Annotated in this window: 10 protein-coding genes and 3 pseudogenes; 5 read left to right on the forward strand and 8 right to left on the reverse strand. The window is 68.7% G+C overall.

Annotated features, from left to right (window positions below; genetic code table 11):
* From STRAU_RS29925 to STRAU_RS29940, 4 genes and pseudogenes are all read right to left on the reverse strand, one after another.
* Nucleotides 1-1,147, reverse strand: a pseudogene (locus STRAU_RS29925) (glycosyltransferase family 4 protein); the annotation flags it as partial.
* A 414-nt stretch (nt 1,148-1,561) separates the two neighbouring features.
* Nucleotides 1,562-1,906: a tetratricopeptide repeat protein gene (locus STRAU_RS29930; RefSeq protein ID WP_016644160.1), complete on the reverse strand. Its 345-nt coding sequence runs from the start codon at nt 1,904-1,906 to the stop codon at nt 1,562-1,564.
* Nucleotides 1,907-1,981: 75 nt separating this feature from the next.
* Nucleotides 1,982-3,358 carry a cryptochrome/photolyase family protein gene (locus STRAU_RS29935; RefSeq protein WP_016644161.1) on the reverse strand — a complete coding sequence of 459 codons (1,377 nt, stop codon included), beginning with the start codon at nt 3,356-3,358 and terminating at the stop codon, nt 1,982-1,984.
* A gap of 62 nt (nt 3,359-3,420) precedes the next feature.
* Nucleotides 3,421-4,956 (reverse strand): SDR family oxidoreductase, encoded by a 1,536-nt coding sequence (locus tag STRAU_RS29940; RefSeq protein WP_016644163.1) that lies wholly within the window; start codon nt 4,954-4,956, stop codon nt 3,421-3,423.
* Between the two features lie 161 nt (nt 4,957-5,117).
* On the opposite strand from STRAU_RS29940, the gene STRAU_RS29945 reads away from it, so the two are divergent.
* Both STRAU_RS29945 and STRAU_RS40765 read left to right on the forward strand, forming a co-directional pair.
* Complete coding sequence (locus STRAU_RS29945) at nt 5,118-5,483, forward strand: hypothetical protein (RefSeq protein WP_016644164.1); 366 nt, start codon at nt 5,118-5,120, stop codon at nt 5,481-5,483.
* A 77-nt stretch (nt 5,484-5,560) separates the two neighbouring features.
* A pseudogene (locus STRAU_RS40765) lies at nt 5,561-5,743 on the forward strand (pirin family protein); the annotation flags it as partial.
* A 92-nt stretch (nt 5,744-5,835) separates the two neighbouring features.
* Here STRAU_RS40765 and STRAU_RS29950 read toward each other — a convergent pair.
* From STRAU_RS29950 to STRAU_RS44050, 4 genes and pseudogenes are all read right to left on the reverse strand, one after another.
* Entirely contained in the window at nt 5,836-6,801 is a 966-nt protein-coding gene (locus STRAU_RS29950) for a pirin family protein (protein ID WP_016644166.1), read from the reverse strand.
* Nucleotides 6,802-7,260: 459 nt separating this feature from the next.
* A pseudogene (locus STRAU_RS44045) lies at nt 7,261-7,440 on the reverse strand (hypothetical protein); the annotation flags it as partial.
* Nucleotides 7,441-8,027: 587 nt separating this feature from the next.
* On the reverse strand, nt 8,028-8,558 hold the full coding sequence (locus STRAU_RS29955; RefSeq protein ID WP_037662850.1) for an acetyltransferase: 531 nt from the start codon (nt 8,556-8,558) through the stop codon (nt 8,028-8,030).
* On the reverse strand, nt 8,549-9,799 hold the full coding sequence (locus STRAU_RS44050; protein WP_259300016.1) for an NsdA family TPR-like regulatory protein: 1,251 nt from the start codon (nt 9,797-9,799) through the stop codon (nt 8,549-8,551). The genes STRAU_RS29955 and STRAU_RS44050 overlap by 10 nt, the downstream gene beginning before the upstream one ends.
* A gap of 163 nt (nt 9,800-9,962) precedes the next feature.
* On the opposite strand from STRAU_RS44050, the gene STRAU_RS39300 reads away from it, so the two are divergent.
* The 3 genes from STRAU_RS39300 to STRAU_RS29970 all read left to right on the forward strand — a co-directional run bounded on the left by STRAU_RS39300 (nt 9,963) and on the right by STRAU_RS29970 (nt 13,106).
* Nucleotides 9,963-10,427 carry a recombinase family protein gene (locus tag STRAU_RS39300; protein ID WP_158692156.1) on the forward strand — a complete coding sequence of 155 codons (465 nt, stop codon included), beginning with the start codon at nt 9,963-9,965 and terminating at the stop codon, nt 10,425-10,427.
* Nucleotides 10,428-11,310: 883 nt separating this feature from the next.
* Nucleotides 11,311-11,472, forward strand: a complete 162-nt coding sequence (locus tag STRAU_RS43130) for a hypothetical protein (RefSeq protein ID WP_193560614.1) — start codon at nt 11,311-11,313, stop codon at nt 11,470-11,472.
* 68 nt (nt 11,473-11,540) lie between these two features.
* Nucleotides 11,541-13,106 (forward strand): asparagine synthase-related protein, encoded by a 1,566-nt coding sequence (locus STRAU_RS29970; protein WP_037662852.1) that lies wholly within the window; start codon nt 11,541-11,543, stop codon nt 13,104-13,106.
* Nucleotides 13,107-13,140: the final 34 nt, after the last annotated feature.

A 13,140-nucleotide genomic window follows, 5' to 3' on the forward strand; every position in this document is an offset into this window, starting at 1 on the left:
GGCGATCGGCGCCGGGTCGAAACGCCGGGCGCTCTCCAGGGCCGCGGCGCCCATCGCGCGGCGCCGCTCCGGGTCCTCGATCAGCTCGACGAGCGCCTTCGCGAGCGCGTCGGCGTCCCCGGGCGGCACCAGTCTGCCGTCGCGCCCGTCGGTGATGATCTCGGCGGGCCCGAGCGGGCAGTCGGTGCTCACCACCGGCACCCCGCACCGCATCGCCTCGACCAGCGTCATCCCGAACGACTCGGCGTCGGACGCCGACGCGACGAGTGACGCCTTGGCGAACTCGGCCTCGATGGCGGAGCGCACACCCATCAGCTCGACGTGCCCGCCGAGCCCGAGTTCGTCGATCAGCTCCCGCAGCGGCTCCTTCTGCGGCCCGCCGCCGTAGATCCGCAGCCGCCAGTCGGGATGCCGCTCGGCGACCGTCGCGAACGCCCGCACCAGCAGGTCGAACCGCTTGCCGGGCACGAGCCGCCCGGCCGCGGCGACCACCTTCGCGGTGCCGTCGGACGGCGCGACGGACGGGGCGGGCACCATGTTGGGCACCGCGAGGACGCGGACGCCGGGCAGTTCCATCCGCTCGCGGTAGACGGCCGCGTCGGCGTCGGTGATGGTGACCAGCGCGTCCAGTTTCCTGTACTGCGGCTCGAGTTGGGCGCGCAGCTTCTTGCTGTGCGCGTCATGGCGCAGATGTTCCTGCGTGGGCGCGCAGCTTCTTGCTGTGCGCGTCATGGCGCAGATGTTCCTGCGCGATGCGCAGCGCGCCGGGCGGGCCGAAACGCGCGAGGTAGACGTTGAGGCCGGGCCGCGTGCCGATGATCACGTCCGCGTCGCAGCCGCGCAGATACTCCTGGGCGCGCACGTCGTGCAGCCGCGAGTACTGCCGGTGCCGCCCCTCCGCGCTCGGGAACGCCCGGGCCGGCTCCGCGAGCCGCGGATCCGCCGCGTCCGCGCCGTCCGCGCGCAGATCCACCAGCGGTACGAGGCGCACGCGCGGGTCGACGGTGAACCGGGGCACCTTGCGGTGGCGCATCAGCGAGACCACGGTGACCTGGTGACGGTCGGCCAGCGCGGACGCGAGGTTGAGGGTGGTGCGGATGGTGCCGCCCACACCGAAGGCGTTGTGCAGCAGGAACACGACCTTCAGGGCCTTCATACGGAGAGATCCCCCTGGTGGAGCTCGGTGTTCCGCGCGAGGGGTCGGTTCGCACGGAAATGTACGGTACGGAGTAGTGAACGGCGCGCGGCCGTGGAGGAAACGAAAGGCCACTCGTGTGCCTCGGGGTAAGCGGGGATTCCGGCCAAGGTGGCGGAGCGGCAAGAACACGCCACACCCCCGCGGCAGCCCGGGGCAGGCGGGCCCGGGCCGCGCGGGGGCGGGGCGGATGCGGTGCCGGGGCGGCGCGGACGGCGCTCGGCAGGGTGGCCGGAAGTCTCACACCGTGCTGCTTGCCGAGGACGGCCGCGGCATCCGGGCGGCGGTCACGGGTGTGGCGAGGGTCACGGCGACGCCGCTTCACCGACGGCTGTTCGTCGGTTGCGCGGCGAACTCGCCCACCGGTTACGCGGCGAACTCGCCCGACAGCGCCGCGGCCATCCGCAGCTGCGTCGCCGCCTCGGCGTCCCGCCCCTGCCGTTCGAGGGTCCGGCCCAGCATCAGCCGGGCGTACCCCTCGACGGGGTCGAGCCGCAGGACCGTACGCAACTCGGTCTCGGCGCGCCGCAGTTGTGCCGAGTGGTAGTAGGCGCGCGCCAGCAGCAGCCGCGGGGCGACCTGCTCGGGCACCTCGTCGGCCAGCGGGGCGAGGATGCGTGCCGCCGTCGCGTACTCCTTGGCGTCGAAGAACTGCCCCGCGCGCTCCCAGCGCTCGGCGGCCGTGCCGTGGTCGAAGTAGGTGAACTCCACTGTTGCCTCCTTGACCGGCCACAACGACCCCGAGTGGTTGAATATTCCACCACATGGTCGAGGGGCGGGCCGCCGCTACTCCCGCCCCCGTGCCCGCTTGAAGCGGGCCAGCCCCTCGCCGAGGTCGACGATCGGTTCGGGGTAGTCGTAGCGGCCCCGTTCCGCCGCCCCGAGCTTCCACGGCTCGTGCACCCTGCCTCCCTCGAGACCGGCGAGTTCGGGCACCCAGCGGCGTACGTAGACACCGTCCGGGTCGTACCGCCTGCCCTGGAGAACGGGGTTGAGGACGCGGTTCGGCCGGGTGTCCGTGCCCGTGCCCGCCACCCACTGCCAGTTGAGCTGGTTGTCGGCGATGTCGCCGTCGACCAGGTGCTCCAGGAAGTGCCGGGCGCCGACGCGCCAGTCCACGTACAGCGTCTTCGTCAGGAAGCTCGCGGCCAGCAGCCGGCCGCGATTGTGCAGCCAGCCCTCGTGCCGCAGCTGCCGCATGGCCGCGTCGACCACCGGATAGCCGGTGCGGCCCTCCTGCCATGCCCGGATGTCCGCGTCCGCCGACGCCCCGGCGCGCCAGCGGTCGTGCCGCGCGCGGTAGTCGGCCACCGAGGTCTCGGGACGGGCCGCCAGGACCTGGTGGTGGAAGTCGCGCCAGCAGAGCTGACGTACGAACGCGTCGGCTCCCGGCCCGCCCCGCTCCTGTGCCAGGTGGACGAGTTCGGCCGGGGACAGCGTGCCGAAGTGCAGGTGCGGGGAGAGGCGGGACGTCGCGTCGCCGGGCAGGTCGTCGTGGCGGGCCGCGTAGTCCGCGATTCCGTCGCGCCGCCAGGCCAGCATCCGGGCCCGGCCCGCCCTCTCGCCCCCGGCCGCCAGCCCCTCCGCCACGCCCCGGACCGCGTCCCGGCGCGGGATCCGGCCGGAGGGCACGTCCTCGGGCACCCGGACCGCCCGGGGAGCTCGCAGCGGCCGCCGCGCCCCCTCCGCGGACCAGCGCTTGAAGTACGGCGTGAACACCGCGAAGTGATCGGAGCCGCCGCTCGGCGTCACGGCACCCGGCGCGACCGCGGTGATCACCGCGTCGTGGACACGCAGCCGCCGTCCGTCCGCCTCCAGCGCTCGCCCGAGCCGCCGCTCCCTGGCCTGCGCGTAGCCGCTGACCCCGGCGGCGACGTGCACCTCGTCGGCCCGCGCCCGGGCCGCGATGCCGCGGACCACGTCCACGACGTCGCCCGACCGGACCACGAGGCGCCCGCCGCGCTCACGCAGCCCCGCGTCCAGACCGGCCAGGCAGTCGCGGAGGAACGCCTCCCGGTTGGGCGCCGCGAAGCCCGACGCGGCGATGGCGCCGTCGCGTACGAACAGCGGCACCACGAAGTCCCCGGCGGCGACGGCCGCAGTCAGCGGCGGATGATCGTGCACCCGCAGGTCGGAGGTGAACAGGACGACCGAAACGGTCATGGTGCGGCTCCTGGAGTGTGGTTCTGCCTCGACCGTTCGGTACGCCGACGGAGTACGGCGGGTCAACGACCGGCCGCGTCCCGCGTGTCGACGCCGCCCCGCTCCTTGGCCGTGGCCACCGCCGTCCGCGCGATGTTGCGGGCCATGCCGCCGAAGACGACGGAGTGGAAGGGGGCGACGCTCCACCAGTAGGCGTGGCCGAGCAGCCCGCGCGGGTGGAACAGTGCCCGCTGGCGGTACCGCGTACGGCCGTCGTCGCCGCGCTCCGCGTACATCTCCAGCCACGCCAGGCCGGGCAGCCGCATCTCGGCGCGCAGCCGCAGCAGCCTGCCGGGCTCGATCTCCTCGACCCGCCAGAAGTCGAGCGAGTCCCCGACCCGCAGCCGCGCGGCGTCCCGGCGCCCGCGCCGCAGCCCGACGCCGCCGGCCAGCCGGTCGATCCAGCCGCGCGCGGCCCAGGCGAGCGGGAAGGAGTACCAGCCGTTCTCGCCGCCGATGCCCTCGATGACCCGCCACAGGGCGCTCGGCGACGCCGCCACGGTGAGCTGGCGCCGGTCGGTGTAGAGGCTGCCGCCCGCCCAGTCGGGGTCCGTGGGCAGCGGATCGCTGGGCGCGCCGGGTGCGGCCGCGGACGACCAGCGGGTGATGACCTGCGCCTCCTGGATCCGGCACAGCGCGAGCCGCAGCGCCGCGGCGCAGGACAGCGGGCGTCCGGGCAGGTCGGGGACGTACGCGGCGATGTCGTGTTCCCGGCAGACCACCTCGTGGCGCAGGGACTCCGCGAGCGGCCGCGCGATGCTGTGCGGCACGGGGGTGACCAGGCCGACCCAGTAGCTGGACAGGCGCGGAGTGAGCAGGGGCACCGGCACGATGAGCCGCCGGCGCAGCCCCGCGACGGTGGCGTACGCGCGCATCATGTCGCGGTACGTGAGGACGTCGGGGCCGCCGATGTCGAAGGTGCGGTTCAGGCCCGCGGGCAGGCGGGCGGCGGCGACGAGGTAGCGCAGCACGTCGCGGACGGCGATGGGCTGGATGCGGGTGCGCACCCAGCTGGGCGTGACCATCACCGGCAGCCGCTCGGTGAGATAGCGCAGCATCTCGAAGGACGCCGACCCCGAGCCGATGATGACCGCGGCGCGCAGGACGACACTTTCGACGCCGGAGTCCAGGAAGATCCGGCCCACCTCGGCGCGGGAGCGCAGATGCGGCGACAGCTCGGCCTCCGGTTTGTCCGCGGGCGTGAGCCCGCCCAGGTACACGATCCGGCGGACCCCGGCGGCGCGTGCGGCCTCGCTGAAGACGCGGGCGGCCCGCCGGTCCGTCTCCTCGAAGCCCGAGCCCGTGCCGAGGGCGTGAACGAGGTAGTACGCGACATCGACGTCCCGCATGGCCGCGCCCACCGACTCCGCGTCGGTCACGTCGCCGCGGACGACCTCGGCCCGGCCCGCCCACGGGTGGTCACGGAGCTTCTCCGGCGAGCGCGCCAGGCAGCGCACACGGTGTCCGGCACCGAGCAGTTCGGGCACGAGCCGCCCGCCGATGTAGCCGCTGGCACCGGTCACGAGGACGCGCAGGCCGGCGCCGCCACTGGTCTGCATTCGTCCATGGTGCGGCGCTCTGCCCGGCGGCGCGACCGGACGCCGGGTGCCTCGCCCGACACCGGACACGGGAGGGGCCCGACACCGGACGCAGCAGGGGGTGGACAATGAGCCGACTCTCAGCACCCCGTAGTCCGTACGAGATCCAGGGAGCACATACCGTGAACGACATCTGGGCCTACCCGCCCGGCAGCGGCCACAGAGGCGAGCAGCAGGAGCCCATGACCGGCTTCACGGTCGAGGCGACCGACGGCGTCATCGGCCAGGTGGACCGGCAGGTGGACCAGCCGGGCCGGCAGCACCTGGTCGTGGACACCGGAATGTGGGTCTTCGGCAAGAGCGTGCTGATCCCGGCCGGCGCGGTCACGCGCATCGACCGCGAGGCGGGGACGGTGACGGTCGGCCACTCCAAGGAGCAGGTCAAGGACGCGCCGCGGTTCACCACCGACAGCGAGACGACGGACCCGGCGTACCTCAACGAGGTGGGCGCGTACTACGCCACGCTGGACCGCGACGCGGAGCTCTGAGCCCCGCCGGCGCTCCGCCGGCCGCGGACGGGGAGTTGCTCTGTCCGCTCCGGGTGCCCGGGGCTAAGTTGTGCGGTATGAGCAATCTTGATCGCGAGGCGGTGCCTTCTCTGTGCGGCGGACGCGGGTTCGTCGTCGCGGAACCGGTGCGCGAACTCCTCAGCCCACGGCACGTGAAGCTCGGTGCGGCGACCGAGGTGCGGCGCCTCCTTCCGAACCTGGGGCGCCGGATGGTCGGCGCCTGGTGCTTCGTTGTTCATTAGTGGTCGGCGCCTGGTGCTTCGTTGTTCATTAGTCCAAAGCACAAACGCCCCCACCTGCAGCGATGCGGGCGGGGGCGTTCGCGTGTGTCCTAGCGGGTCCGACCGCGCGGCTTGAGAGGGGTCGAGGGCAGCGTCGGCGCGGCGAGCGGGCCGCCGTCGTACCCCTTTACCTCGCCGAAGCGGGTGCCGGTCATCCAGTCCTCGCGAGCCTGCTCGATCTCTTCCTGCGTCCGGCCGACGAAGTTCCACCACATGATCAGTTCCTCGGCGAATGGCTCGCCGCCGAGCAGCATGATCCCGGCGTCGGATGCCGCCCGCAGGGGCAGCTCGGTGCGGCCGCACCCGAGGTACAGCATCGATCCGGGCAGGACCGGAACGCCGTCGACGTGCACCTCGCCGGACATCGACAGCACGCCGTACTCGAAGTCGGGCACGAGGGGCAGGCGGGTCTCGGCGCCGGCGGCGAGGGAGATGTCGGCACCGACGATCGGTGTGTACGTCGTACCGGGGGATGCGGTGCCGTCGAGGTTGCCGAGGATGACCGTTGCGTCGAAGCCGGGGGCGGTCACCTTCGGCAGCTCGGGGTGATGCTCGAACTTCGGGTCGGCGTACCGGTCCGAGTCGGGAAGGGCGACCCACAACTGAGCGCCGTGCAGGAAGCGGCCATGCGATTTCGGGGACTCTTCCGAGTGAGAGATCGCCCGACCGGACGTCATCAGGCCCAGTTCACGGGGGCGGATCGTCTGCAGGCTGCCCGTGCTGTCCCGGTGCAGCACCTCGCCCTCGTGCAGCCAGGACACGGTCTGCAGGCCCATGTGCGGGTGCGGCGGCACCTGCATGCCGGGCTCGTCGGCGATGTCGTCCGGGCCGTACTGATCAACGAATGCCCACGCCCCGATCATGCGTCGTCCGAGGTTGGGCAGGAGTCTGCGGACTTCGGTGGACTCGCCGAGTTTGACGCGGCGAGGGCTGAGGAGTTCGCGTACGGGCTCCGCTACGACGAAACCGCGGCCGCCGCAGAGGGATGGGGCGGCCTCGCGATCAAGGTTGCTCATGTCGCACAACTTAGTCCCGGATGTCCGAGGCGCACAGACCAACGCCCCGACCCGGGGTCTTGCGGAGATGAGGGGTCGGGGCTTGGCCGTCACCTCTCCGTTGTGGGGCAACGGATCGGGCCTGCGTGTCGCTTGCTTCTTGTAGTGCACCGGAGTGCGGGAGGAGTCCGGTTACCGGATGGTTGGCATGGACGCCAGCGAACCACGTGCATCCTGCAGCTTTCAAGAGCACATGTGCGAGGCGCTAAGCGAGCGGATGAGGGCGCCCGGCGGAGTTCTGGTGCTGAGGCCCGCTTCCGCTCGCCGACTCCTGTCAGGTCTGTGCAGTAAGATCCTGTCTCTGCCCCCGCAGCGGCGCGGACGGGGCAAAGACAGGCTCTGAGGCACGTCTCATCTGCTGTTAGCTTCTCGGGCAAAAATCCATCGTCCTGGTTTTCGTGATTGCCTTCCGGAATCAACTTGAAGGCCCGATAGGTCCTGCAGTACACCGCGGCGTCCGTCCTGAGTTTGCGCGATCAAGCGGTTGCCCCGCGATTCAACAGCGAGATACCACGTCCCAGGCGCAAGCTCGGCTATCGGTGTTACTCCGCCATCCTCGGGATACAGGGGCCGAGGGACGGGTACCGCAAACCAGCCCGGGATCTTTAGCCGCGCCATGAGGGCGACGGGACACTGAGAGCTGGGAAGGACGGGGCGCTCCTCCGGCTTCGGGGTATCCAGTTCGGGTGCGGGGGCGACGGAAGGGGCGTGACGCCCCTTCCACCGGTTGACCTGCGCTCTTTGCCTACGTTCGTCACGGCGTCGGAGCAGCTGCCACCATCGGGCGTCCATCTTGGCAACTCGCCGATAGTGCGCCACTAGCCGGGCCATTTCTTCCGGCGGAGGGATGCGGCCCAGCACGACTGTCTGGTTGTGGATGTACTCAGCGAGGTAGACGGCTGTCGGGCTGCCACACATCTGGATGGGGGGCAGTGCCTCACGGAGGCGCTGCTTGCCGTTCGGACCGTCATTGACCCTGGACAGGCAGTGAAGGAAGTGTCCAATGATGGCTCGCTGTTCCTCGCGCGACCCGACGCGGACGGTGACGACCGCGTCTCCGGCGGGATTCCAGGCCATGTAGTTCTTGACCGTGTTGGCAACCGCTGCGCTAGCGGTGATTGCGGTGGCGTCTGGCACATCTCCATGAGACATCAGCCACAGGGCGACGAGATAGGCACTGTCTGTAACTATTCCGATACGGAACGCCCAGTGAGGTGCTTGGCCATGATCGCGAAGGTTGGCGAGTCCTCATAGGGCTTTTGTTCGCCGACCTTGATGTAGCCCCACCTCTCATACAGGGACACGACTTTGGGATGAGTCACGTCCACGAGGAGAGTCGCCACGTCCTCGTCACGGGTGAGTACGAGCGCACGGTGCAGTTCCTCCGACGCCCCGGTCTTTCGCCACTTCTTCAGCACCTTGAGCTCGGACAGCGCGAACACCCTGGCCTCTGGTGCAACCGAGGTAGGGCGTGCAGAGCCCTTCCACCAACCTCCGGCGCCGAAGGGCGCTCCGTACGCAAATCCCGTCGGCTCACCTTCATCGAAGCCGATTACGCACGACCAACCTTCCTTGCTGCTCCACATGTCGACGAACTGTGCGAATCGCTCCCTCGCGCGGAAACGATCTGCCTCGCCGTCGTACACCGCGTCCTGCATGTCTAGGAGCATCCCCCGGATAGCTGCCGCGTCCTGGTGGGTGTACGTCTTCAAATCCATGTTCGCGCCCTCTCCAGCCCTGCCCGGACCCCGGGCTCTTTCGATCCTGTTGCTGCCACGATCTTTTGAACCTTCACCAGCGTCTCGCTGGTCCGCTTCGAGCGGATCCTGCCGAGCATCGCAGCCGTCCGATCCCCAGTGCTGCACGCCAGCTCAAGGTCCCCCTGAGTGGCTTGCGACAGAGCTAAGTGGGCCGAGTAGTAAGTGCGGTTGCGGACGAGTTCGGGACGGATCGCGGTTAGCGCACGGTGGAGGTGACTCTCGGCCCGGTCGGGCTCGCCGAGCTTCAGCCACACAAGCGAGGACAGTCCATCGAACTCCGCCTGATCGTAGAAGCCGATCCACGGGGGGCGTTCTAGCTCGGCGCGGCGATCGAATGATCGCTCGGCTGCGGCGAGTGCTCTGAGCGATCCAGGGCGGTCGCCTGCGCCAGCGAGAGCGTTCGCTCGGCGCATGTGTGCGAGCGAGGCATACAGCGGATCATTCTTGGCGATGCTCTGGCTTCTTGCGGCATCTGCCGCCGCCGCAACCTCAGCGAAGTCGTGGCGTTGTACCGCGACCATGGATAGATGGTTCCACACGTGGTACTGGGTCTCGCTGTCGCCCGACAGGCCGGCAAGCGTCACCGCCTTGTCCAGGTGGCCACGGGCACGAGTTCGTGCTTGGGCATCGATGGCCGCGAACGCCGCTGAGCAAGTCACGTTTGAGGCCAGGCAATACAGCTTGGTCCTGGTGCGTGCGGAGGCGCGACTTCCGCCGAGGTCCGATTGAATGCGCATAGCCAGTTCTACGGCGGCGTTCTCTACCTTCTGCGCCCCACCCAATGCTTTGTCCTGGGCGATGATCTTGGCGTACTCATCGCCGTACCGTTCAACGTCGCTTAGCCCTAGGCGGGTGCGGGATCCGGCGCCGGCAACGGCTCCGACGACAGTGCCGGTGGTGGCGGTGACGAACGTACGACGGTGCACAGAGTCCTCCGGTGGTGCCTCTTGCGCTTTCTTCGATCGAGGGACGAACCCGAGATCCGTTGCCGGGCGGCCGAACACTCTCTCGATGGGGATCCTCTGCTTGGCATGGGGCCACCGCGTCTCGCCCTTGAGGTACCGCCGCACATCGCGGGTCGTCAGCCGCCCTTCCCTTCCTGTGAGCTCCCCGATCTCGTCGTTCAGGCGGCGGACTAACTCCGGTTGAGACATGTCGAGTTCGTCCATGGCCCTGGCGAACTTCTGGTTCTCTCCCACAACCGCACGGTAGCCGTGCCGCCGCAGGGGCCGACACCCCGAAGGTAAAAATCACCGGGGTCACGGTCGCGGAGCCTGGGGAAATCACCTATGCCCGATGCTGCAGTCAGCGGTGCACTGGGGGCTCAGCAAGACCCAACCCACGAGGAGGCTCCCGGTGCACATGAAGTCCATCGAGGGGGGTGCCGCCCCGTCGAGCCTGAGTCGCGAGAACGGCGAAGAGGGGACACGGAGCGTGGGCGAGATCAAGACCACCAAGATCAAGACTGGGGGTGAATCGACCGAGCCCTTCAAGGTCGTCATCTACGTTTGTGTGGCAGGCAACGCCAGCCCGGACGATGCGGTGAGTGCGTGCCGGGCGTACGCCGAGCGGTTCGGTTGGAAGGTCACGCAAGTGATCCATGACAACACGGGCTTGCTGCCGCCGCAGGGGCGTGACGGACTCGCGACTGCTTTGGACCTGATCCAGGCGAAAGCCGCCGGTGCGGTCCTGGCCCCGTACCGCTCGATGATCTCTCCACGGTCGGACGAATTCGACGAGGTAGCGGCTGAGATTGAAAAGCGCGGAGGGTTCCTCTGCGTACGCGATGAAGCGGTGTACGACAACTCGATTCCGTCCAGACAGTGAGCCGCTGCGATGACACGCACTGCTGCCTTAGCCGAGCCCGGGTTCTGGTGCGAGTGGCGCCTGAGCGATGGCAAGCGCATCACGTCGTGTGAGGCTGTCACGGCCGGTTCGGCGATGCGGTGGACTCGCATTCAACTGCGAGTGATGTCCTCAGCGGTGCAGGAGCCAGCCCTCGGCTATCTCTGGCAGTGGCTGAACGACGGTTGGCTTCATGCCGCCGCTGCTCTTGAGCGTGGGGAAGACTTCACGCTTCCGCTTGCTGCCTCTGACGTCGCCCTTGTATGGCACGCGCGCCCAGTGGTTCTGCTGCCACTCGTCGGTGGGAGTCCGGTTCCGCACCGCGAGGTGCTTGGAGGCGACCCGTGGCAGTGAAACCCCCCGATCTGTGGGCTAAGTTCAAGTGGGCGCGTGGCAACTGCTTCCGATGCGAACGCACGAATCTCCTCGTGACACCTATCGGAACGATCGAGATCAACAGAGTCGCCGTTGAAGTTCTGGCGTGCGAGCGATGTGTTTTCAGGCTGGGGCAAATTCACTGGGCGCTCAGAGAACGTGCTCGCATTCATGATGCTCCGTCGGCGAACGTGGCCGTTGAACCACAGCGAGACGCACCCACGCGGCGACGTCGGCGCCTGCTCGTCCCTATTCGGCGGGCGCGTCGCGGACGTCACCGGATGAGACAACCCGCTTCGGTTGCGTGAACGGACAGCCGCAGCCGAAGCGGGTTCTCGCACTTAGATTCCTTGCCTTGGACAACCTGATCGTGTCGTGCGATCTGGACCGGTTGCACTGCTCAGCTTAGGCAAGGGTTCCCCCGTTCGCTGCCGTGTAGCAGGGGGCGGACCATCACGCGAATCAGAGGCAATCCGCAAGGAGGATCCACGTGGACGACTTCATACCCCCGCCGAAGCGCACGCGCTCGTTCGAGAAACTGTTCGTGACCAAGGCGCACCGCAGGGTTCAGACGCCGGCGGAGTGCCACGAATACAAGAAGGTCGCAGGGTCTTCCGACGGTGCCAAGACGTACGACACCACTGCTACCTGACCGCATCAATCCTGTGGGGCATGGCTGTGAAATTGCCGTGCCCCACAGGGGGTACTTGGAGGTTCACCGTGATCAAACTGCGCCTCACTCCCTACGCAGATGGTGCGTGGGGATGGGACGGTCGCCGCTATGTGACGACCGGTGGTACCAGCGAAATCGCCCCGTATCAGCATCCGATGGTTGAGCATGCTGCCATAACTGACGGCGCGCGCTCTTTACTCGTTGTACGCGAACGCGTTTCCGGCAGGTTGGCCACTGACCCGAATCTGCGAACGGTGTCGTCGGTCGAATTCGATGCAGCTCGTGCTCTGGCCGAGGAGTGGCCGACTGACTACGTGCTTGTGGAGGCGGCCCCTGAGTTGCCGGTTCGTGTCTTGGTCGGCTCGTGCCGTACCGCGCCCCTCTACGTAGCGCACGACGAGAAGAGCCTTTACGGCTCATGGGACATGGTTGACCTAGCCGACCACGCGCAGAAGCTCAGTCCCCGAGAGGTTGCCCGTCTGCTGATCTACCGCCCTCGGTACAGCACCGAGACCGTGTTCCGCGGCATTCACCGACTGACCGAACGGGCTGCTGCGACCTTCGGCAGTCACCTGCACATCCACTATCCCGAGCCTGCGTTGCACAGCGGTCCGCGCGAACTCGCGGACGACGCTGACGTCTTGGCCGCCTTTGTGGGCGCGATGGACGATGCCCTTGACATGCGGCCCCTGGACGAAGCGGCAACGGTGTTTCACCTGACAGGGGGCTTCGACTCCGGCACCGTGGCCACCCGTGCGGCCGAGCGCTTCCCCGGCCGGTTCGCCACCTCAACGCTGTTGATCGATGGGCCCGGCCGCGAGTCTCAGGCGCGACGCCGCAAGCAGATTCGGGAAGCCGTGCAGTTCAACGACGAGGATTTCATCGTCGATGCCACGCAGTACCCGCCGCTTCATCCGGACTGCGCGCGTGTGCGCGGCGTGCGGATCAGCCCGTACGAGGAGCCGCTGCACCATCCCTTCACCCGGCTCACAGCACTGATGGCCGAGCGCGGCACCCGCACCGTGGTCACGGGACTCGGCGGCGACGAGATGGTCGCCTTGTCTCAGGAGGAGTATCCGCACAAGTCCATGGGCGAGATCGGCGATGAACTGCCGTGGATCGGTGTTCGCGCGCGTGAGGCGCTGGAGCACGCCGACGACGCGATTGCCCCGCCAGCGGTGGTCAACTCCATGACGCTCCTGTCGCTGGAGACCACGGCTCCCGTGTTGTTACGCGCCGGAATCTGGCCGGTGCATCCCTTCGCCGACCCTGGCATGGTCCAGCTCGGCGAATGGCTCCCCTTCCATTGGCGCGAGCTCAAGCACCTTCAGCGCGAGCGTCTGGCCGCCCTCGGGCTCGGGCCAGAAGTCACCCAGTCACGCGAGCGGGAGTCTTTCGCGGAAGTCGTTCAGTTCTCCCTCACCACACACGCACGCCCCCTGTTCGCCCGCATGCTGCATGAGGGCTCGCCTCTGTTCGACGAAGGGCTCGTCAATCCCGATGGGCTACGGCAAGCGGTGCGGCGCCTCGGCACGGGCCCCTACCGAGAGGATGGTGACGCTCAGCTCTTGGAGGTCATCGACCTCCACCTCGCCGCCCAAGCCTTCCTCTAACGTCTGCGACAGCTCGACGAGGAGACCCATCGTG

This window comes from Streptomyces aurantiacus JA 4570, assembly GCF_000414115.1.
Classification (GTDB): domain Bacteria; phylum Actinomycetota; class Actinomycetes; order Streptomycetales; family Streptomycetaceae; genus Streptomyces; species Streptomyces aurantiacus_A.

Excerpts from the sequence above, each read along its gene's own strand:
- STRAU_RS29935 (WP_016644161.1), bottom strand. The coding sequence starts at position 3,358 with ATGACCGTTTCGGTCGTCCTGTTCACCTCCGACCTGCGGGTGCACGAT.
- STRAU_RS29940 (WP_016644163.1), bottom strand. The coding sequence starts at position 4,956 with ATGCAGACCAGTGGCGGCGCCGGCCTGCGCGTCCTCGTGACCGGTGCC.
- STRAU_RS29950 (WP_016644166.1), bottom strand. The coding sequence starts at position 6,801 with ATGAGCAACCTTGATCGCGAGGCCGCCCCATCCCTCTGCGGCGGCCGC.
- STRAU_RS29955 (WP_037662850.1), bottom strand. The coding sequence starts at position 8,558 with ATGGATTTGAAGACGTACACCCACCAGGACGCGGCAGCTATCCGGGGG.
- STRAU_RS39300 (WP_158692156.1), top strand. The coding sequence starts at position 9,963 with ATGAAGTCCATCGAGGGGGGTGCCGCCCCGTCGAGCCTGAGTCGCGAG.